Source organism: Mesorhizobium sp. WSM3859 (genome assembly GCF_002295065.1).
Classification (GTDB): Bacteria; Pseudomonadota; Alphaproteobacteria; order Rhizobiales; family Rhizobiaceae; genus Mesorhizobium.
On record NZ_NSGG01000005.1, the window covers coordinates 353,195 to 374,382 of the forward strand.

At 64.1% G+C, this 21,188-nt stretch carries 18 protein-coding genes; 8 read left to right on the forward strand and 10 right to left on the reverse strand.

The window, feature by feature from the left end; genetic code table 11:
- Positions 1-84: 84 nt before the first annotated feature.
- Positions 85-1,578, reverse strand: a complete 1,494-nt coding sequence (locus CK230_RS14225; protein ID WP_095817780.1) for a PLP-dependent aminotransferase family protein — start codon at positions 1,576-1,578, stop codon at positions 85-87.
- Between the two features lie 421 nt (positions 1,579-1,999).
- Here CK230_RS14225 and pgi point away from each other — a divergent pair, with 421 nt between their 5' ends.
- A complete protein-coding gene (gene pgi / locus CK230_RS14230) occupies positions 2,000-3,643 on the forward strand; it encodes a glucose-6-phosphate isomerase (protein WP_095817781.1) in 1,644 nt (547 codons plus the stop codon).
- A 5-nt stretch (positions 3,644-3,648) separates the two neighbouring features.
- Positions 3,649-4,374 carry an HAD family hydrolase gene (locus tag CK230_RS14235; protein WP_095817782.1) on the forward strand — a complete coding sequence of 242 codons (726 nt, stop codon included), beginning with the start codon at positions 3,649-3,651 and terminating at the stop codon, positions 4,372-4,374.
- On the opposite strand, the gene CK230_RS14240 is transcribed toward CK230_RS14235, so the two are convergent.
- Both CK230_RS14240 and CK230_RS14245 read right to left on the reverse strand, forming a co-directional pair.
- Positions 4,375-5,004 (reverse strand): 50S ribosomal protein L11 methyltransferase, encoded by a 630-nt coding sequence (locus CK230_RS14240; RefSeq protein WP_095817887.1) that lies wholly within the window; start codon positions 5,002-5,004, stop codon positions 4,375-4,377.
- Between the two features lie 71 nt (positions 5,005-5,075).
- Positions 5,076-7,025 carry a long-chain fatty acid--CoA ligase gene (locus CK230_RS14245; RefSeq protein ID WP_095817783.1) on the reverse strand — a complete coding sequence of 650 codons (1,950 nt, stop codon included), beginning with the start codon at positions 7,023-7,025 and terminating at the stop codon, positions 5,076-5,078.
- A gap of 451 nt (positions 7,026-7,476) precedes the next feature.
- Here CK230_RS14245 and CK230_RS14250 point away from each other — a divergent pair, with 451 nt between their 5' ends.
- The 5 genes from CK230_RS14250 to CK230_RS14270 are packed head-to-tail and all read left to right on the forward strand — an operon-like array spanning position 7,477 to position 12,718.
- Positions 7,477-9,075, forward strand: coding sequence for an ABC transporter substrate-binding protein (locus CK230_RS14250; protein WP_095817784.1), 1,599 nt, complete (start codon positions 7,477-7,479; stop codon positions 9,073-9,075).
- Between the two features lie 51 nt (positions 9,076-9,126).
- Complete coding sequence (locus CK230_RS14255) at positions 9,127-10,134, forward strand: ABC transporter permease subunit (protein WP_095817785.1); 1,008 nt, start codon at positions 9,127-9,129, stop codon at positions 10,132-10,134.
- A 24-nt stretch (positions 10,135-10,158) separates the two neighbouring features.
- Entirely contained in the window at positions 10,159-11,043 is an 885-nt protein-coding gene (locus tag CK230_RS14260; protein WP_245429918.1) for an ABC transporter permease subunit, read from the forward strand.
- Complete coding sequence (locus tag CK230_RS14265; protein ID WP_095817787.1) at positions 11,043-11,894, forward strand: ABC transporter ATP-binding protein; 852 nt, start codon at positions 11,043-11,045, stop codon at positions 11,892-11,894. The genes CK230_RS14260 and CK230_RS14265 overlap by 1 nt, the downstream gene beginning before the upstream one ends.
- Positions 11,891-12,718, forward strand: coding sequence for a dipeptide ABC transporter ATP-binding protein (locus CK230_RS14270; protein ID WP_095817788.1), 828 nt, complete (start codon positions 11,891-11,893; stop codon positions 12,716-12,718). The genes CK230_RS14265 and CK230_RS14270 overlap by 4 nt, the downstream gene beginning before the upstream one ends.
- A 244-nt stretch (positions 12,719-12,962) precedes the next feature.
- On the opposite strand, the gene CK230_RS14275 is transcribed toward CK230_RS14270, so the two are convergent.
- The 5 genes from CK230_RS14275 to CK230_RS14295 all read right to left on the reverse strand — a co-directional run bounded on the left by CK230_RS14275 (position 12,963) and on the right by CK230_RS14295 (position 18,163).
- Positions 12,963-14,252: a cysteine desulfurase-like protein gene (locus CK230_RS14275; protein WP_095817789.1), complete on the reverse strand. Its 1,290-nt coding sequence runs from the start codon at positions 14,250-14,252 to the stop codon at positions 12,963-12,965.
- 50 nt (positions 14,253-14,302) lie between these two features.
- Entirely contained in the window at positions 14,303-14,977 is a 675-nt protein-coding gene (locus CK230_RS14280) for an amino acid ABC transporter permease (RefSeq protein ID WP_095817790.1), read from the reverse strand.
- Between the two features lie 160 nt (positions 14,978-15,137).
- Positions 15,138-15,935: an ABC transporter substrate-binding protein gene (locus CK230_RS14285; RefSeq protein WP_095817791.1), complete on the reverse strand. Its 798-nt coding sequence runs from the start codon at positions 15,933-15,935 to the stop codon at positions 15,138-15,140.
- Positions 15,936-16,024: 89 nt separating this feature from the next.
- A complete protein-coding gene (locus CK230_RS14290) occupies positions 16,025-17,215 on the reverse strand; it encodes a pyridoxal phosphate-dependent aminotransferase (protein ID WP_245429919.1) in 1,191 nt (396 codons plus the stop codon).
- Between the two features lie 111 nt (positions 17,216-17,326).
- Positions 17,327-18,163: an HpcH/HpaI aldolase/citrate lyase family protein gene (locus CK230_RS14295; RefSeq protein ID WP_095817793.1), complete on the reverse strand. Its 837-nt coding sequence runs from the start codon at positions 18,161-18,163 to the stop codon at positions 17,327-17,329.
- Between the two features lie 122 nt (positions 18,164-18,285).
- Here CK230_RS14295 and CK230_RS14300 point away from each other — a divergent pair, with 122 nt between their 5' ends.
- Positions 18,286-19,377: an LLM class flavin-dependent oxidoreductase gene (locus CK230_RS14300; protein ID WP_095817794.1), complete on the forward strand. Its 1,092-nt coding sequence runs from the start codon at positions 18,286-18,288 to the stop codon at positions 19,375-19,377.
- Here the strand turns inward: CK230_RS14300 and CK230_RS14305 are convergent, their stop codons facing one another.
- On the reverse strand, positions 19,378-19,773 hold the full coding sequence (locus tag CK230_RS14305; RefSeq protein ID WP_095817795.1) for a RidA family protein: 396 nt from the start codon (positions 19,771-19,773) through the stop codon (positions 19,378-19,380).
- A gap of 72 nt (positions 19,774-19,845) precedes the next feature.
- Positions 19,846-20,994, reverse strand: a complete 1,149-nt coding sequence (locus CK230_RS14310; protein WP_095817796.1) for an acyl-CoA dehydrogenase family protein — start codon at positions 20,992-20,994, stop codon at positions 19,846-19,848.
- Between the last annotated feature and the right edge of the window lie 194 nt (positions 20,995-21,188).

A 21,188-nucleotide genomic window follows, 5' to 3' on the forward strand; every position in this document is an offset into this window, starting at 1 on the left:
TGCCAGACCTCTAAAGCAATGGCTGCGTGCCAAAACAAAAAGAGCCGGCGCGGCGCCGGCTCTTTTTCACGAAGTCTGTGGCAATCAGGCGGCCGCGGGCCTGCGGCCGGCGGCGGTGGCGAGCTCGCGGATGCCCGGCTCGATATGCTGCAGCGAGATCGAGGAGATGCCCAAGCGCATGAAACGAGAGGGCTTTTCGCTGCGGTCGAAGAACCGGTCGCCGGGTTCGATGATAACGCTGCGCGAAGCGGCGGCTTCGGCCAGGCCGCGTGAATCGGTACCGCGCGGCCCTTCCAGCCAGAGCGATGTGCCGCCCGCCGAGTCGGTCGAGCGCCATTCTGGCAGGAAAGCGGAAATCGCATGGACCAGCCGCTTGCGCCGCTCATCGAAGGCGGCGGAAAGCCTGCGCACCAGCGCTTCGTGATGGCCGAGCGACAGGAACAGCGCCACGGCGCGCTGGTTGTTCGCCGGCGGGTGCCTGAGCATGAAGCGGCGCAGCGCGCGCAGCTCGGCGATCAGCCCGGCCGAGGCGACGATGTAACCAAGCCTGAGACCTGGAGCCAGCGTCTTCGACATCGAGCCGACATAGACGACGCGGCCCGAGCGATCGAGGCTCTTCAGCGCCTGCTGCGGCGCCTCGTCGAGCAACTGGCTGTCATAGCCGTCCTCGATGATGATCTGGTTGTTGCGGTTGGCGCGCGCCAGGAGATCCTGCCGCCGCTCCGCCGACAAAGGCACCATGGTCGGGCAGTGGTGGCTCGGCGTGACGAAGACGAAGCCCGAATCGCTCGGGATCGACGAGGTGACGATGCCCTGCTGGTCGACCGGAACCGGCTGGATGTCGGCGCCGGCCAGCCTGAAGATCGAACGGGCATCGGGATAGCCGGGATCCTCCATCGCCACCTTCGAGCCCTTGGTCATCAAGAGCGAAGCGAGCATATAGAGCGCGTTCTGCGCGCCCAGCGTCACGATGATCTCGTCGGGATTGGCGAAGATGCCGCGGCGCGGCAGGAGCCTGGCCTGGATCTGCTCGATCAGCAGAGGGTCGTCGCGATCCACCATGTCGGACGCCCAATTGCGGATCTCGAGCACGGCCAGCGCCATGCGGTTGCATTCGCGCCATTCGGCGGTCGGGAACAGCGCCGGGTCGAACTGGCCATAGACGAATGGGTAGGAGGACTTGATCCAGTTGTCGTGCTTGGCCGGCGGCGGCATGTCGCTGGCGGCGATCTGCCGGCGCGCTTTCCAGTCGATCTCGTTCTGCTGGTCCGGCGCCTTCTGGTGCGGCTTGGCGGGGGTGGCCAGCACGTCCGGATTGACGAAATGGCCGCGCCGTTCGCGCGCCACGAGGAAACCCTGGTCGACCAGTTGCTGGAAGGCGAGCACCACCGTCCCGCGGGCAACCCCAAGTTTTTCCGCGAGAATCCGGCAGGACGGCAGCGGCATCGAAGCGGCGATCTGTCGGTCGAGAATGGCCGCGACGATCGCCTGGCGTATCTGCGCCTGGAGGGTTTGGCCGGATTCAGCCGAAATCCGGAAGAGGCCGGACCATATGGCCGTGTCATTGCGCTGTGGCATGGGGAATCTTCCTCGGATGGCCAGCTGTTTTCACTTGGCTGGACCAGTGGAGTGTATGGGTGGCATAAGGGGTTGCGCCAATCAATTTTTCTGATCGCTGGGATTTATGCCAGTGATCTATTAGGCGACGATGCGCAGCATCGTCGCCTGCGATGCGCAGCATCTAAGCGCGATGCGACAGCATCGTCGCGGCGCCATCCCAAGGCGCGATGCGGAAGCATCGTCGCCCACAACGCTCAGCGTTGCCGTGCTGAAAATCTCCCAGCCTCACCGTCCAACACCGCCCATCATCAAAGCGTGATGCAGTGCGGCAAAGCCGCGCTTGAACGAAATGGAAATCGGCTAGATAGAGTGTTGCGCGACACGCGCCGGAAACATCCGGCCTGTTAAAATGGTCTAAAAACCCGCCAGGAGCCCGCCAGTGGACCAGTCATCTTTCGACAAGCAACTTGCCGCCCTGCGTGATCAGCGCGCGGCGGCCAAGGGTACGATGCGCGAGGCCTTCGCAGCCGATCCCATGCGCTTCGAGACCTTCTCCGTCACCGACGGCGAACTCCTCCTCGACTGGTCGAAATGCGCGGTCGACGCAAATACGATGGCGATGCTGGAGAAGCTCGCGGGTGCGGCCGATCTCGCGGGACGCCGCGCAGCGATGTTCGAAGGCAAGAAGATCAACATCACCGAGAACCGCGCTGTTCTGCACACTGCGCTGCGCAACCTGACCGGCAAGAGCGTCATCGTCGACGGCCAGGACACCAAGGCCGACGTGATTGCCGTGCTCGACGCCATGGGCGCCTTCGCCGACGCCATCCGCTCCGGCAAGGCTGCGGGCGCCACCGGCAAGAAGATCACCGACATCGTCAACATCGGCATCGGCGGCTCGGACCTCGGCCCGGCGATGGTGACGCTGGCGCTCGCGCCCTACCACGACGGGCCACGCGCGCATTACGTCTCCAATGTCGACGGCGCCCATATCCATGACACGCTGAAGGGCCTGTCGGCGGAAACGACGCTGTTCATCATCGCCTCCAAGACCTTCACCACGGTCGAGACGATGACGAATGCTGAGACTGCGCGCGACTGGGTACAGAAGGCGCTGGGCAAGGACGCGGTCGGCAAGCATTTCGCCGCCGTCTCGACAGCGCTCGACCTCGTGGCGAAGTTCGGCATCGAACAGGACCGCGTCTTCGGCTTCTGGGACTGGGTCGGCGGCCGCTACTCGGTCTGGAGCGCCATCGGCCTGCCGGTGATGATTGCCGTCGGCCCGCGCAACTTCCGCGCCTTCCTAGACGGCGCGCATGAGATGGACGAGCATTTCCGCTCGGCGCCCATGCAAAAGAACCTGCCGGTGCTTTTGGGGCTGATCGGCTGGTGGCACCGGGTCGTGTGCAAATATCCGGCCCGTGCCGTCATCCCCTACGACCAGCGCCTGTCGCGCTTGCCGGCCTATCTGCAGCAGCTCGACATGGAATCGAACGGTAAGAGCGTGACGCTGGACGGCACCGCGGTCGCCACGCCGACCGGCCCGCTGGTTTGGGGCGAACCCGGCACCAACGGCCAGCATGCCTTCTTCCAGCTTCTGCATCAGGGCACCGACTTCATCCCGGTCGAATTCCTCGCCGCGGCGATAGGCCATGAGCCCGAACTGAAGCACCAGCACGATCTTCTGCTCGCCAACTGCCTGGCCCAGTCGGAAGCCTTCATGAAGGGTCGCACGCTGGAAGAAGCGCGCGCGCAGATGCTGGCCAAGGGCATGAAGCCGGCCGATGTCGACAGGATCGCGCCGCATCGCGTCTTTTCGGGCAACCGCCCCTCGCTCACCATCCTCTACCGTAAGCTCGATCCACGCACATTGGGCCGGCTTATCGCGCTCTATGAGCATCGCGTCTTCGTCGAAGGCACGCTTTTCAACATCAATTCCTTCGACCAATGGGGGGTCGAGCTCGGCAAGGAACTGGCGACCGGCCTTCTGCCTGTCGTTGAGGGCAAGGAGACTGCCGCAAACCGCGACGCCTCGACTGCCGGTCTGGTGGGACACATCCACCAATTGCGCGGCGCGGAGTAACAGGATTGGCAGACATCAAGGGAATTCTCTTCGACAAGGACGGTACGCTTGTCGATTTCAACGCAACCTGGCTCGGCATCGCCGATTTCATGGCCATGGACGCTGCCGAGGGCGACCGCTGGAAGGCCGACAGGCTGCTCGCCGCCGCCGGCTTCGACTTCGCTACCAAGCGCTTCAAGCCCGATTCGATCTTTGCGTCCGGCTCGAACATGGATGTCGTCGAGCTCTGGTTCCCGCGCCTGTCCAACGAGGATCAGCTGCTCGCCGTTTCGCGCTTCAATGAGATCACCTCGGTGCAGGGCTCGTCGATGGCGGTAGCGCTTCCCGGCGTTATTGATTCGCTGCGGGCGCTGCACAAGCGATCCTACCGCATGGGCGTCGCCACCAACGATTCCACCAGCGGCGCCGAGAAGACGCTCGCCACGCTCGGAGTCGCGCAGCTCTTCGACGCCGCCTTCGGCTATGATGCCGTGGCCAACCCGAAGCCGGCGCCGGACACCGTCGTCGCCTTCTGCGATCTGACCGGGCTGAAACCGGGCGAGATCGCCATGGTCGGCGACAACCGCCACGATCTCGAAATGGCGCGCGCCGGCGGCTGCGGGCTGGCCGTGGGCGTCCTTTCCGGCACCGGCACGCGCGACTCGCTGGCGCCGATGGCCGATGTCATCCTGGATTCGGTAGCCGACCTGCCGGATTTTTTAACTGCGCGCATGAGTGTGCCGGCCGGCTGATCAGCCTTCCGCGACAAGCGCGAATACCGCGCTCGGCTTCGGCTCGCCGCCGCCGTTTCCGCCGACATCCGGCACCTGGTATTCGCCGAGCAGGCAAAGCCGCGACCTCGGCAGCCATGCGCGGCCCGGATCGCCGACCAGCACATCGATACCGGCGGCCAGGCAGCGGTCGAGGAACGGCATCATCCGCTGCCCCACATCCTGCGCGTAAAAGACGTCGCCCGCGAGCACCAGCTCGACCGCGGGCGGCGGACCGCCGGTGACATCCCCCTCGCATATCTGGAAGGCGACGCCGTTGGCTTCCGCGTTGAGGCCCAGCGCCACGATCCCGTTGCGGTCGATCTCCGCCGCGATCACCGAGCGCGCCCCGGCCTTTGCCGCCGCGATGCCGACCAGCCCCGAGCCGGCGCCGAGATCGAGCACGCGTTTGCCGGCCACTATCGACGGACGGTCCAGCACATAGCGGGCCAGCACGGCGCCGCCGGCCCAGGCATAGGCCCAGTAGGGCGGCTGTGGCTCTGCCTCGCCTTCGTCACCATCGTCCGGTTCGAGCAGCCGCCGCAGGCCGCTGCCGGGATGCGCCAGATAGAGACGGATTTCGGGCAGCGCGGATACCGGCGCCAGCCGCATATTCGCCTTGATGAACTCCGCCGGATCGAGCACTTTCGCCGGCTCTCGCCTCAGGTTGGCCGTGCTATCTCTCAAGCCTGGTCCCGCAGCGCGCGACGCAGGATCTTGCCGACCGGCGTCTTCGGCAGTTCGGTGCGGAACTCGATATATCTCGGCCGCTTGTAGCCGGTCAGGTTCTCGCGGCAATAAGCCATCAGCGCCTCGACGGTGAGCGCCGGATCCTTCCTGACCACGAACAATTTAGGCACTTCGCCGGAATGCTCGTCCGGCACGCCGACCGCTGCCGCTTCCAGCACACCGGGGTGATGCGCCACCACTTCTTCCAGTTCGTTGGGATAGACGTTGAAGCCGGAGACCAGGATCATGTCCTTCTTGCGGTCGACGATCTTGGTGTAGCCGCGTTCGTCCATGAAGCCCATGTCGCCGGATTTGAAGAAGCCGTCCTTGGTCATCACCTTGGCCGTCTCGTCGGGCCGGTTCCAGTAGCCGGCCATCACCTGCGGGCCGCGGATGCAGATCTCGCCCACCTCGCCGAGCGGCACGTTGTTGCCGTCGTCGTCGCGGATGGCGATCTCGGTCGAAGGCAGCGGCAGGCCGATCGTGCCGGTGAAGTCGCTGGAGCTGAACTTGTTGGCGGTCGCCACCGGCGATGTTTCGGAAAGCCCGTATCCTTCGCTCACCGGGCAGCCGGTCAGCGCCTTCCAGCGTTCGGCGACGCCCTTCTGCACCGCCATGCCGCCGCCCAGCGTCAGGATCAGCGGCTTGAAGTCCAGCTTGCGGAACTCCTCATTGTTGAGCAGCGCGTTGAACAGCGTGTTGAGGCCGGGGAAGATGTGCATCGGGTATTTCGACAGTTCCTTGACGAAGCCCGGAATGTCGCGCGGGTTGGGGATCAGCACGTTCTGCGCGCCCTGCTGCATGCCCATCAGCGCGTTCACCGTAAGCGCGAAGATATGATAGAGCGGCAGCGCGCAGATGAAGTTGAGATGCGCCGGCTTGGGCTTCACCGCATAGGCGTCCTCCACCCACAGCGAATTCTGCGCCACGTTCGAAAGCACGTTGCGATGCAGCAGCACAGCGCCCTTCGAGACGCCGGTGGTGCCGCCCGTATATTGCAGGAAGGCGATGTCGTCGCCGGAGACCGTCGGTGGCTTGAAGGCGATGGTCGCGCCGGTCTTGAGCACGGCGTTGAACTTGACATGGCCGGGTAGCGACCATGCCGGAACCATCTTCTTCACCCGCCGCACGACGAAGTTGACGATGGCGCCCTTGAGGCCGCCGAGCATGTCGCCCATCGACGCGACGATGACATGCTTCACAGGCGTCCTGGCGATGACCGCCTGCAGCGTGCCGGCGAAGTTCTCGAGGATGACGATCGCCTGCGCGCCGGAATCCTTCAACTGATGTTCCAGTTCGCGCGGCGTGTAGAGCGGGTTGATATTCACCACCGTGTAGCCGGCGCGAAGCACTGCCATCAGCGCCACCGGATACTGCAGCACGTTCGGCATCATCAGCGCCACGCGCGCGCCCTTCTCCAGGCCTCTTGCCTGCAGATAGGCACCGAACGCGGCCGACAGCCGCTCGAGCTCGGCGTAGGTGATCGACTTGCCCATGCACACGAAGGCCGGCCGCCCGGCGAATTGCTTGCAGGCGCCGACCAGGAACTCGCCGATCGACTTGTAGGGCAGGGCGCCGATCTCCGCCGGCATGTTCTTCGGATAGCTTTTCAGCCACGGCTTTTCCGGCAGGCCGACCGTGAGTTCGGTGATAGCCTTCGGCAAGCCCTTCGAGGCAGGTCTAGCAGTGGCCGGCTTCACGGCTGCTGCTTTCGTGGCTGCCGGCTTGTCAACTTTCGCGGCTGCGGCCTTGGTCTTTGCGGCTGCGGGTTTGGCGGCGGCACGCTTTGCGGCTGCCTTCGGCTTCGATGCGGCGGCAGCCTTGGCACCCCTGGGCGTATTGCTTTCCGGGCCGGCCTTATCTCTTTTTTTCGCCGGAGCTGTTGTCTTGGCTGCTTTTGCCACCTGTCTCTCCCTGTCGCGTTCGATCTGGGCGCCCGCTTCCGCAAGAAGCGTCCTCCACGCCGGTCCGGATTTTCCGGGAAATCCCGCCCGCCATCTATGTATTGCCTCTATCCGCGACCGTGCAAGCCTTGCTGCAGCGGCAAATGCGAGGAAAGATTTGCCGTCGAAATCCAGACCTCGAGGGCCTCCCGGGAGGGCAGGCGGACCTCCAGCAGCGCCGCCTCATGGGCTCGTTTCCCGAGACAGCCGATCAACAAAAAAATCCTGTCGTTAACAATGTTGCGAGGAGAAAATAATGCTCGTTCTTTCTACTGTTGGAGCACAATCTAGATTCTTTTCCTGCTTCCCGTGGGGTACGCATGCGAGGTGTTCCAAAGGCGAAGAAACGGTGCTTATATGCGCCCTTCGCGAGCCTGATAGAGGGGCTTGAGAGAAAATCAGGGAGTGCTCAATGAAAAAGACAATGACTTTTGCAGCCGCGTTGCTGGCTGCAAGCGTCCTCAGCGGCGTGGCCAGTGCCAAGACGCTCGTTTATTGCTCGGAAGCGTCGCCGGCCAATTTCGATCCCGGCACGACGACCGGCGGCAACGACTTCGACGCGTCCTCGCGCACCGTCTATTCGCGACTGGTCGAATTCAAGCATGGCGGCACCGAGATCGAGCCTGGTCTCGCCGACAAGTGGGAAATTTCCGACGACGGTCTGGTCTACACTTTCCACCTGCATCCGGGTGTGAAGTTCCAGACCACCGACTATTTCAAGCCGACGCGCGACCTCAACGCCGATGACGTCGTCTTCTCCTTCGATCGCCAGTTCAACAAGGAGAATCCTTGGAACGGCGACAAGTATCTGCCGAACCTCACCTGGGACTATTACACCGGCATGGACATGCCGAAATATGTCGCCAAGTGGGAGAAGGTCGACGACCTCACCGTCAAGCTGACGCTGACCGAGCCGAACGCGCCGATGCTGGCCAATCTCGGCATGGATTTCGCCTCGATCGTGTCGAAGGAATATGCCGACCAGCTGCAGAAGGACGGCAAGATGGCCGACTTCTCGACCAAGCCGATCGGCACCGGTCCGTTCCAGTTCGTCGACTATCAGCTGGATTCGGTCATCCGCTACGCAGCCAACCCGGACTACTTCAAGGGCAAGGAAAAGATCGACGATCTCGTCTTCGCCATCACGCCTGACGCCACCGCCCGCATCCAGAAGGTGCTGGCTGGCGAATGCGACGTTGCGCCATATCCGAACCCGGCCGACATCGGCACGATCAAGGCCAACAAGGATGTCACCCTGCTCGACCAGGCAGGCCTGAACATCGGCTATATGAGCTACAACACCACGATCCCGCCGCTCGACAAGCCGGAAGTGCGCCATGCGCTCAACCAGGCGATCGACCGGGAAGCGCTGATCAAGTCGCTATTCCAGGACGCCGGCGCCACGCCCGCCGAGAACCTGATCCCGCCGACCATGTGGTCGTGGGACAAGGACGTGAAGACCGACGCCTACAATCCGGATGAGGCCAAGAAGGTGCTCGAGGCTGCCGGGCTGAAGGAAATCCAGCTCTGGGCTTCCGACCGCGTCCGCCCGTATAACCCGAACTTCCAGCGCGCCGCGGAGCTGATCCAGGCCGACTGGGCCAAGGTCGGCGTCAAGGCTGAGATCGTCAACTACGAGTGGACGAAGTATCGCGCCGAAGGCAAGAAGAAGGACCGTCCCGGCGCCTTCCAGATCGGCTGGACCGGCGACAATGGCGATCCGGACAATTTCTTCGCCACCCTGTTCGCCTGCTCGGCCATCGGCGTCTCGAACTACTCCAGCTGGTGCGACAAGGACTTCGAGGACCTGATCCAGAAGGCCAAGAAGACCAGCGACCAGGCCGAGCGCACCAAGCTCTATGAGCAGGCGCAGGTGATCTTCGCCAAGGAGGCTCCGGCTTTCCTGCTCGCCCACAGCCAGGTTTACGCGGTTGTTCGTAATAATGTCAGCGGCTTCAAGATGGACCCGCTCGGCATTCATCGCTTCGACGGCGTTGACAAGGCCGAATAATATTGCGAACGGGGCGGCGCAACTTTTGGCGCCGCCCCCTTCAATTCGACGATGCTCCGATATCTTCTCAACAAAATCGCCCTCCTGATTCCGACCCTGGTCGGTATCACCATCTGCGCCTTCGCCTTCGTCCGGCTCCTGCCCGGCGATCCGATCCTCGCCATGGCCGGCGAGCATGGCGTCGCCCCCGCCCGCTACGAAGAGCTCAAGCAACAGTTCGGCTTCGATCTGCCGATCTGGGAGCAGTACGCGCGCTATGTCGGTGAGGTCGCCACCGGCGATTTCGGCGTCTCCATTTCGTCCAAGCGCCCGGTGATCGAGGAGTTCAAGACGCTCTTCCCGGCGACGCTGGAACTGTCCTTCTTCGCCATGATCTTCGCCATGGTGCTCGGCATTCCGGCCGGCATCTTCGCGGCCGTCAAGCGTGGCTCGTGGTTCGACCAGTCGCTGATGGGCACGGCGCTCGTCGGCTATTCCATGCCGATCTTTTGGTGGGGCCTGCTACTGATCATCTTTTTCTCCGGTTATCTTGGCTGGACACCAGTTAACGGCCGCATCGACTTGCAGTACTTCTTCAAGCCGATCACCGGCTTCATGACCATCGACACTTTGATCTACGGCAAGTGGGCTGCATTCCGTTCGGTATTGCGCCATCTGGTGCTGCCGACAATTGTGCTCGGCACCATTCCGCTGGCTGTGATAGCCCGCCAGACGCGCTCGGCCATGCTCGAGGTGCTGAGCGAGGACTATGTACGGACTGCCCGCGCCAAAGGCCTCTCGTCGGCCCGGGTTATCGGTGTGCATGCGCTGCGCAATGCACTCATCCCGGTGGTCACCACTATCGGCCTGCAGGTTAGTACGCTGCTCGCCGGCGCCATCCTTACCGAAACGATCTTCTCGTGGCCCGGCATCGGCAGGTGGATGGTCGAATCCATATCCAAGCGCGACTATGTCGTCGTGCAGTCAGGCCTGCTTTTGATCGCGCTCATCGTCATGGCGGTGAACCTCATCGTCGATGTGCTCTATGCCGTCATCAACCCACGCATCAGGGCGGCATAAATGAGCCAGACAGAAATCGCCCCGATGGCCGCCGGCAACCCGGATCGTCTCACCGGGTTCAAGACCTTCTGGCACTATTTCTCGGTGAACCGCGGCGCCGTCATCGGCCTGTTCGTCTTCATCCTTTTGGTGCTGGCCGCGCTCTCCGCGCCGCTGCTCGCGCCCTATGCGCCGGACGTGCAGGACAAGACCGCGTTCCTCAGGCCGCCGGCCTGGCAGGACGGCGGCTCGACGCAATATCTGCTCGGCACCGATCCGGTCGGCCGCGACATCCTCTCGCGCCTTCTCTATGGCGCGCGCTTCTCGCTGCTCATCGGCGCGGTCGTCGTCACGCTGGCGCTCACCGGCGGCATCACGCTCGGGCTGCTCGCCGGCTATTTCCGCGGCTGGGTCGACGTCGCGATCATGCGCGTCATGGATCTGATCCTGGCCTTCCCGTCGCTGCTGCTGGCGCTGGTTCTGGTCACCATCCTCGGCCCGGGCCTGTTCAATGCCATGCTGGCGATCGCGCTGGTGCTGCAGCCGCATTTCGCCCGCCTGGTGCGCGCCGCCGTCATGGCCGAGAAAGGCCGCGAATATGTCGTTGCGGCGAAGGTCGCCGGCGCCGGTCATCTCAGGCTGATGCTCGCCACCATCCTGCCCAACTGCCTGGCGCCGCTGATCGTCCAGGGCACGCTGTCCTTCTCCAACGCCATCCTGGAGGCCGCCGCGCTCGGCTTCCTCGGCCTCGGCGCCCAGCCGCCGACGCCGGAATGGGGCACCATGCTCGCCACGGCGCGCGAATTCATCCTGCGTGCCTGGTGGGTCGTGACCTTCCCGGGTCTCGCCATCCTCATCACCGTGCTTGCCATCAACCTGATCGGCGACGGCCTGCGCGACGCGCTCGATCCCAAGCTCAGGAGGTCGTGATGGCGCTGCTCGACATCCAGAACCTCGTCGTCGAATTCCAGACCGCGTCCGGCCCGTTCCGCGCCGTCGACGGCGTCTCGCTCCATGTCGACGAGCGCGAGGTGCTCGCCATTGTCGGCGAATCCGGCTCCGGCAAATCGGTGTCGATGCTGGCCGTGATGGGGCTCCTGCCATGGACGGCGACCGTCACCGCCGACCGCATGAGCTTCAACGGCCGCGACCTGTTGAAGATCAGCCCGGCCGACCGTCGCAAGATCATCGGCAAGGACATCGCCATGATCTTCCAGGAGCCGATCGCCAGCCTCAATCCCTGCTTCACCGTCGGCTTCCAGATCGAGGAAGTTCTGCGCTTCCACATGGGCATGGACAAGGCCAAGCGCCGGGCGCGCGCCATCGAGCTTTTCAAGCAGGTCGGCATTCCCGATCCCGCCGACCGGCTGAATTCCTTCCCGCACCAGATGTCGGGCGGCCAGTGCCAGCGCGTCATGATCGCGATGGCGATCGCCTGCAATCCGAAGCTTCTCATCGCCGACGAGCCGACCACTGCGCTCGACGTCACCATCCAGAAGCAGATCCTCGATCTGCTGGTCTCGCTGCAGGCCAAATACGGCATGGGCCTGATCATGATCACCCACAATATGGGCGTGGTGGCCGAGACCGCCGACCGCGTCATCGTCCAGTACAAGGGCCGCAAGATGGAAGAGGCCGACGTGCTGTCGCTGTTTGAATCGCCGAAGAGCAACTACACGCGCGCGCTGCTTTCGGCGCTGCCGGAAAACGCCGTGGGCGACCGGCTGCCGACCGTGACCGACATGCTGTTCGAGGCCGCACCTTCGGGAGCCGGCGCATGACCAAGGTCGTCGAAGGCAAGAACATCAAGCGCGACTACCATGTCGGCGGCGGCCTGTTCCGCGGCGCGCGCACCGTGCATGCGGTGAAGGGCGTTTCCTTCAGCGTCGAGAAGGGCAAGACGCTGGCGATCGTCGGCGAGTCCGGCTGCGGCAAGTCCACGCTCGCCCGCATCATCACGCTGATCGATCCGGCCACGTCCGGCGAGCTCTTCATCGACGGCAACAAGGTCGATATCGCCAGGGACGGACTCACCAAGGAAATGCGCCGCAAGGTGCAGATCGTCTTCCAGAACCCTTATGGCTCACTCAATCCGCGCCAGAAGATCGGTGACGTGCTTGGCGAGCCGCTGCTGATCAACACCGACAAGCCGGCCGAGGAACGGCGCGACCTGGCAATGAAGATGCTGAAGAAGGTCGGGCTGGGACCTGAGCATTACAACCGCTACCCGCACATGTTCTCGGGTGGCCAGCGCCAGCGCATTGCCATTGCGCGCGCGCTGATGCTGAACCCGAGCCTCTTGGTGCTGGACGAGCCGGTCTCGGCGCTCGATCTGTCCGTGCAGGCGCAGGTGCTCAACCTGCTGGCCGACCTGCAGGACGAGTTCCAACTCACCTATGTCTTCATCAGCCACGATCTGTCGGTGGTCCGCTACATCGCCGACGACGTGATGGTGATGTATTTCGGCGAAGCCGTCGAATACGGCCCGCGCGACGAGGTCTTCTCCGACCCCAAGCACGCCTACACCAAGACGCTGTTCGCCGCGACGCCGCGCGCCGACATCGCCTCGATCAAGGCGAGGCTGGCGAAGAAGAAGGCGGCCTGACGGTCTGCTTCGTCCTCGTAAAGGGCGCTAGCCCAGAGGTCGTCGTTCTAGGGCGGAGCGCCGCCGAAGCGGCGCGCAGACCCTAGAATCCATGCCGTTACCTCACTCGAAAGGCGCAGGCGGAGCAGAATTCTGCACCGTGAGCGGCGCTCGTATGTCACGGCATGGATCCTCGGGTCTGCGCGCGTCGCTTCGCTCCTTGCTCCGCCCGTGGATGACGACGCTGAGCCCAGTGCGCCCTCGCCTACGAAAGCTTCGCGATGATCGCGCGCAATGCCTCGCCGAATTTGTGCACTTCCTCCACCGTGTTGTAATGCACCAGCGAGGCACGGATCGCGCCGCTGTCCATCGAGAGGTTCAGCCGCTTCATCAGCCGCGGCGCATACATATGGCCGTCGCGGATGCCGATCTGCATCGCCGCCATTTCCTCGACGATCCGTTGCGGCGACAGCTTGCCGATGTTGAAGCAGAAGGTCGGCACGCGCTCGGTGATGCGCGCCTCGTCGGCGACGCCGTAGATCGTGGCATTGCAATCCTTGAGAACCTTCAGCATCTCGCGCGCCAGCATCAGCTCGTAGTCGCGGATGGCGTTCATGCCGGCGACGATGTTGTCGCGGCGCGAGCGGTTGTTTTCGGGCAGAAAATTGCGGCCGATCGATTCCAGGTAGCGCACCGCCGCGTCCATGCCCGACACGTTCTCGTAGATGAAGGTGCCTGCCTCGACCTTGTAAGGCGGCTCGTCCGGAATGAAATCCTCGCGGAAGGTCGGCAGCCGCTTCAGCGTGTCGAAGCGGCCCCAGAGAAAACCCATATGCGGCGAGAAATTCTTGTAGCCGGAGCAGACCAGATAGTCGCAGTCCCAGGCCTGCACGTCCATAAGCCCGTGCGGGCCGTAATGCACGCAGTCGAGGAACACTTCGGCGCCGGCCGCATGCGCGATCTTCGCCACCGAAGCGACGTCGACGATCGAGCCGATCGAATGCGCCGTCACCGTGCAGGCGACGAGGCGCGTGCGCTCCGACACCAGCGGCTTGAGGTCGTCGACATGCAGATTGCCGTCCTCGCGCATGCGCCACCATTTGAACTTGGCGCCCGCCGGCTCCAGCGCCAGCCAGGTGGCGATATTGGCGTCGTGATCCATGTCGGTGACGATGATCTCGTCGCGCCCCCCATCAGTGTCCTTGGCAAGCATCTGGCCTATGCCGAGGCTGACCAGGCGGATGAACGAGGTGGCGTTCATGCCGAAGCAGATTTCCGACGGGCTGTAGGCGTTGATCAGGAGCGCGACGCTCTCGCGCGCTGTCGCGACAGACTGGTCGACGGTGACGCTGCGCCCATAGCGGCCGCCGCGCTGCACATTGTGCGCCACCAGATGGTTGGTCACCGCGTCGAGCACGCTTTGCGGGATCTGCGCGCCCGCGGCATTGTCCATGAAGATGAAATCGCCGGCCCGCTGCAAGGCGGGAAACATGGCGCGGATCTTTTCGACCGGGAACGCGGCGGCGTTGGTGTTGTCGGTGTGGTGCTTGTTCACGGGGGACGCTCCTGCGAAGGGCTTGGACGGGGGATGGGTATCGATGGCGGTCAGCGCGCTTTCTCGTCCTTGAAGCGGCGCTCGAGCAGGCTGACGAGACGGACCATCGGCCAGAGGAAGATGAGGTAGACGAGCGCGGCGCCGATCAGCGGCGAGGGGTTGGCGTAGAGCGATTGCGCGTTGGTCGCTTCCTTCAGAAGTTCCGGCAGCGCCACCGTCGAGGCGAGCGAGGTATCCTTGAACATCGAGACGCAGTTGCTGGTCATCGGCGGGATGACGACGCGGATCGCCTGCGGCAGCACGACCTTGCGCAGGGTGAGCATGAACGGCAGGCCGAGCGCCTGCGCCGCCTCGAACTGGCCCTTCGGAATGCTTTCGATGCCGGAGCGGAACACTTCGGCCGAATAGGCCGACATGATGATGGCAAATGCGGTCACCGCTGATGCCCAGGACGACAGGCGGATGCCCAGGAAGGGCAGCGCGTAATAGATCAGGATCAGCACCACCAGCACCGGCAGGGCGCGGAAGATGTCGGTATAACCGATGGCGAGCCAGCGCAGCGGCTTTGGTGCGTAGAGCCGCACCAGGCTGATCGCCAGCCCGACCGCGATGCCGATGACGATGCTCATGATCCCGAGCAGCAGCGTGTTGAGGAAGCCGCGCAGCAGCGCCGGCAAACTGGACGCAATGACCTCGGGATTGAAGAAGGTGTCGATCAGCGACATGGGAGCGTTCCCGGACCGTGTTGCGTCATGCGATGCCCTGACAGGACCCGGACTGTCGAAATCGGATTAGCCGAAAGCGTGGTGGTCCGGGGACGTCACTCGTCAAACAAGACGTGCCGGCCTTTGGAGCCGGCACGTCGCTCGTTTTGCCGGTGGCCGCTCAGGCCTTGGGCAGCGGCATTTCCTTGACCGTCGAGGAATCTGCCGGCGCGTCGCTGCCGAACCACTTCTTGTGGATCGCGGCCAGCGTCCCGTCCTTCTTCATCGCCGTCAGCGCGTCGTTGAGCTTGCCGAGCAGCGGATGGTCCTTGCTCATCATCAAGCCATACTGCTCGCCGGTCTTGATGCGTTCCTTGACGACGAGGTCCTTCATCTTCTGGAACGAGTACTGCATGCCGGGGATGTCGCTGACCGCGGCATCGACGCGGCCGGCGCTGAGATCGAGCAACAGGTTCTGCTGCGTGTCGTAACCCTTCACGTCGCTGAAGCCGTCGGCTGCCTGGTGGTCCTTGACCCAGGTCTCGCCGGTCGAGCCGGAGAGCACGCCGACGACCTTGCCCTTGAGATCGGCTTCCTTGCTGATCGCGCTGTCGGTCTTGGTGGCGATGCCCATGTCGGAATCATAGTAGGGCTGGCTGAAGGAGAGCGTCTTCAACCGCTCCGGGGTGATTGTGATCGAGGAGATCGCAACATCGATGCGCTTGGAACTGACAGCTGCGAACAGCGCCTGGAAACCGAGATCGGCGATATCGGTGGTCATGCCGATGCGCTTGGCCGCTTCGTTGACGATGTCGACCTCGAACCCTTCGAAAGTGCCGCTCTCGTTCTTGTATTCGAAAGGCGGATTGGTCGGGTAGGCGCCGACGTTGAGCACATCGGCGGCATAAGCGGTGGCCGGGCCGGCGACGATGCCGATGGCGGCGGCCATGAGAAGCAAATTGCGACGCGTAAAGCTCATTTGGTTTTCCCTCTGGGTCTTCCCTCTGTTGTCGATCGGGCGGGGCTTGCCCCGCACGGTTTGTTGCCGTCCCGCCTCCCAGCGGGGCGTCAATTCATGGCGGCGACCATGCGCTCGAGCGCTGTCGCAATCTGGTCGCGGTCCCGGCAAACACACATGCGCAGGAACGGCGTTGCCGCGCTGCCGAAGAGATGGCCGGGCGCCAGTCCGACGCGCGCCGTCTCCAGGATTTTTGTGCAGGCCTGCCTTGCATCGGCTTCGCCTTCCAGAGCGAAGAATGCATACATGCCGCCGCGCGGTTTAGTTGGCAGAATGACGCCCGGGATCTGCGTCAGCCGGTCATAGGCAAGGTCGAGGCCGGTCCTGATCCGCTGCCTGATCTCTTCGACCAGCGGTTCGCCCTGGCGGATCGCCGCGACGGCGCCGGCCTGAATCGGCGCCGCGGTGCCGCTGTTGATATATTGCGTCATGGCGCCGAGCTGGTCGGCCACACCCGACGGATGCGTCAGCCAGCCGATGCGCCAGCCGGTCATCGCCCAGGCTTTCGAAAAACTGTTGACCGACAGCACCCGGTCGCCGTCCTCGGCGATCTGCAAGATCGAGGGCGCGACGTCGCCGTCGAAATAAAGCCGGCCATAGACCTCGTCGGAAATGATCCAGATGCCGGTGCGCCGGCTGAAATCCAGCAGCGCCTGCATCTCCTCGCGCGACGCGGTCCAGCCGGTCGGGTTGGACGGCGTCGACAGGAAGATGGCGCGGGTGCGCGCGTCGCAGGTCGAAAACAGCCGATCGAGATCGAGCCGCCAGTCATCCTTGAAGTCGAGCGAGAAGGGCCGCGGCTCGCCGCCGATCAGGTGGATGGCGTTGTGGATGTTGGGCCATTGCGGCGCGACATAGACGACATTGGTGCCGGTATCGACCAGCAGCTCCAAGGCAAGATACAGCGCCTGCATGCCGCCCGGCGTTACCGTGGTGCGTGCGATCGGGATCGGGCGGCCATGGATGCGCGTCTGGTATTCCGACAGCGCTTCATTCAGCGGGCCATGCCCACGCATGTTGGGGACGTAGAAGGTCAGGCCTTCATCGAAGGCGGCCTTTGCCGCGTCGCGGATGAAGGCCGGCGTCACCACGTCGCCTTCGCCGTACCAGAGCGCGATGACATCGCCGAGTTCCCGCGCGCGGACCGCGAGATTGGCGATGTTTTCCGTGTGCAGATCGCGAATCTGGGCGCGCACGCCATCGAAGGCATAGCGCGCGCTGCACGACGATTGGGGCAACACAAACGACAAGGACTGAAACCCCTCCCACCCGGAGCACGACGGCGGACTGACCGGAAAGCCCCTCTGCCGCGGCAGCCGCCATCAAGGATGCTATCCAAAGCGCCGCGTATTTCAAGGCAAAAGTTTTAAGCTTAAAAAGTTCGGCGTGCCTGTGGCTCCTCTGATGCGCCCCAGGCCGCGTCCGTTTTGCGCCAGCTCATCGCGCGCCGCGGCAAAATTGGCCGCTGCACCGGCGCCAAGAAACATCGTGTCGCTGGCCAGCACGAAGAAGCTCGCGCCGCTGGCTGCCCATCGGCCGACATTCTGCGGGCTGGCGCAGAATATGCCGGCGGTCCTGCCATGCGCCACCGTCGCGGTGATGATTGTCCTGATCGCCTGGGAGAGCTTGTCCGTGCCCGCCGGCCCACCAGCATCGATCGACACTGAGAGATCGCCTGGGCCGACGAAGATCACATCGACGCCGTCGACGGCCGCGATTGCTTCTATGTTGGCGAGACCTTCCGCCGTCTCGACCTGGACCGCGACGACGATCCGCTCATTGGCGGCGGCAAGATATTCGGGAATGCGATAACCATAGCCGGCGGCGCGTCCGGGGCCGACGCCGCGCTCGCCCAGCGGCGGATAGCGCGAGGCCTTGACGGCCATCGCCGCCTGCTCTGCGGTCGAAACACGCGGCACGAGCACGCCCTGCGCGCCGCTGTCCAGCGCCGCCTGGATGGCCTCAGGCGCATGGCCGGGAACGCGTACCATGGCCGGCACGCGATGCACGTCGGCCGCCCGCACCATGCTCTCGATCGTCTCGCGCGAGATCTGCGCGTGCTCCCAGTCGATGCACAGGAAATCGAGCCCGGACGATGCCATCACTTCGACGGCGACCGAATGCGGAATGGCGGCAAAGGAGCCGACGAGGTTGGTCTTGCCGATGCATTTCTGGCGGAACTCGCTCATGCCGATCCCTTTTTCATGTTGTCCAATCCATACCCGCAAACGACGACGAGGCGAAGCTATTTCAGGCTTGAAATATTTTCACGCCGGCCTAGCGTGTGGCGTCCCGCCCAAGAGTTGCCAAGATGATCAAAGCGCATCCCCTGCATGGCCCGAACAGACTGAAGCTTGGCGTGTTCTCGACCAATGCGGATGGCGGCCTCGCCATCACCGATGTGCCGGAGCGCTGGACGGCGAGCTGGCAGGACAATCTGACGGCGGCGCAGATCGCCGACCGAGCCGGGCTGGAGTTCATGCTGCCGATCGCGCGCTGGCGCGGCTTCGGCGGCCGCAACAAGGTGCGCGAATTCTCGTTCGAAACCTTTACCTGGGCGGCAGCCCTTGCCGCGGCCACGGAGCAGATCGGCCTGTTCATGACCGTGCACGTGCCGCTGGTCCACCCGCTCTACGCCGCCAAGGCGCTGGCGACGGTCGACCATATCAGCCAGGGCCGCGCGGGGCTCAACATCGTCTGCGGCTGGAACCCGAAGGAATTCGGCATGTTCGGCACGCCGCTGGTCGAGAAGGGGTACGACCAGGCGGCGGAATGGATCGAGATCCTGGAGCGGCTTTACGCGTCGAGCGAGCCGCTCGATTACGAGGGCGCCTACTATCGCCTGAAGGAGGCGGTGAGCCGGCCGGCCAGCCTGCAACTGCCGCGCCCGGTGACCATGAACGCCGCTTTCGGCGGCCCGGGCCGTGATTTCGCCGCCGCCAGATGCGATTATCTGTTCACGACCTTCTCGGAGATGAGTGACGCCGGCAAGCATGTCGCCGATATCGGCGAACGCGCCGCCAAGGCGGGCCGCGATGTCGGTGTTTACACGGTGGCGCATGTGGTGTGCCGCCCGACGATGGAGGAAGCGCAGGCTTATTACACGCGCTATGCCGTCACCATGGCCGATCACGAAGCGGTCGACGCGCATATGGCCGGCAAGAAGGAATTCTCGCAGTCGCACGACCCACATGCCTATGACCGCTACCGCCAGCGCTTCGCCGGCGGCGCCGGAACCTATCCGCTGATCGGCACCCCCGAGACGATCGCCGCCGACATGGCTGCCATCGCCAGCCATGGCTATCAGGGCATCGCTTTGTCCTTCGTCAACTACACGCAGGAACTGCCCTATTTCTGCGACCACGTTCTGCCGCTGCTCAAGCAGGCAGGGCTGCGTAGCTGATTATTCCGGAATGACCGCCGTCGCCTGGATCTCCACCTTGGCGCGGTCCTCGACCAGCGCCACCACCTGCATGGCCGCCATCGCCGGAAAGTGCCGGCCGATCACGTCGCGATAGGCCTCGCCTATGCCTTTGAGGTTGCCGACATATTCGGCCTTGTCGGTGAAATACCAGGTCATCGAGGTGATGTGCTGTGGCTCGCCGCCGGCCTCGGCCAGAACGGCGACGATATTGGCGAGCGTCTGGCGCACCTGGCCGACGAAGTCGTCGGTCTCGAATTTGCATTCGGCATTCCAGCCGACCTGGCCGCCGATAAAGACAAGCCGGCCACGCGCGGCGACGCCATTGGCGTAGCCGACCGGTTTGGCCCAGCCCTCTGGCTGCAGGATGGTGTGCATGTCTAGCCTCCCCAAAAACAGACAACGCCTGCAATGATGGCGTTCGAAAAACTCACAGGACCCGCCGGCAGCTCAAGCCGCTCCCATCACCTGCCGGGCAATGACCACCTTCTGCACGTCGGAGGCGCCCTCATAGATGCGCAGCGCCCTTATTTCGCGATAGAGGCTCTCGATGATATGGCCCTTGCGCACGCCGTCGCCGCCATGCAACTGCACGGCCTTGTCGATCACCTCCTGCGCCTTGTCGGTGGCGAACAGCTTCGCCATAGCCGCTTCGCGCGTGACGCGGGCGGCGCCCATGTCCTTGGTCCAGGCGGCGCGGTAGATGAGCAGCGCGGCGGCGTCGACATCGAGCGCCATGTCGGCGATGTGACCCTGCACCATCTGCAGCTCTGCCATCGGCGCGCCGAACAGTTTGCGCTCGGCGGCGCGCCTGACGCTCTCGTCCAGCGCGCGCCGCGCGAAGCCAAGCGCCGCCGCGCCCACGGTCGAGCGGAAGACATCGAGCACCGACATGGCGATGCGGAAACCGTCGCCGGGCTTGCCGATCATGGCGGAAGCCGGGATGCGGACATTGTCGAAAGAGAGCCGCGCCAGCGGGTGGGGGGCAATGACCTCGAGCCGCTCGGCGATGCCGAGGCCACTCGTGTCGGCCGGCACGATGAAAGCGGAAATCCCCTTGGCGCCCGGCACCTCGCCAGTGCGGGCGAACACGACATAGAGGTCGGCGATGCCGCCATTGGAGATCCAGGTCTTTTCGCCGGAAAGCACATAGTCGTCGCCGTCGCGGACAGCCGTCATCTCCATGTTGGCGACGTCCGATCCTGAGCGTGGCTCGGAGAGCGCGAAGGCCGAGATCGCCTCGCCCGCCCGCGTCTTCACAAGCCAGCGCTGCTGGTCCGGCGTCCCGAACAGCGAGATCGCGCCAGTGCCCAGCCCCTGCATGGCGAAGGCGAAATCGGCGAGCCCGTCATGGCGGGCGAGTGTTTCGCGCGTGATGCAGAGCGTGCGCACATCGAGCGGCCCGGGATTGGCCGGGTCGAGCGCTGTCGGCTTCAGCCAGTTGTCGCGGCCGAGCCTGGCGACGAGTTCCCGGCAGGCGGCATCGACGTCGTGGTGGTCGACGGGCAGGTTCTTCGCGCACCAGGCGTCGAGGCGTTCGGCGAGTTGGCGGTGGCGGTCTTCGAAGAAGGGCCAGGAGAGGAAGGAAAGGTCAGGCATGGAGAAAGTCTCCTGGGTCGCGGTCCTTCCCACCCCCCTCTGTCCTGCCGGACATCTCCCCCGCAAGAGGGGAGATTAGCCGTTGCATCGGCGGCGCACTTCCCGCCACGGTGATGATTGGCGAAAGCGGTCGTGACATCTGATCTCCCCCCTTGCGGGGGAGATGGCCGGCAGGCCAGAGGGGGGTGCCTGGG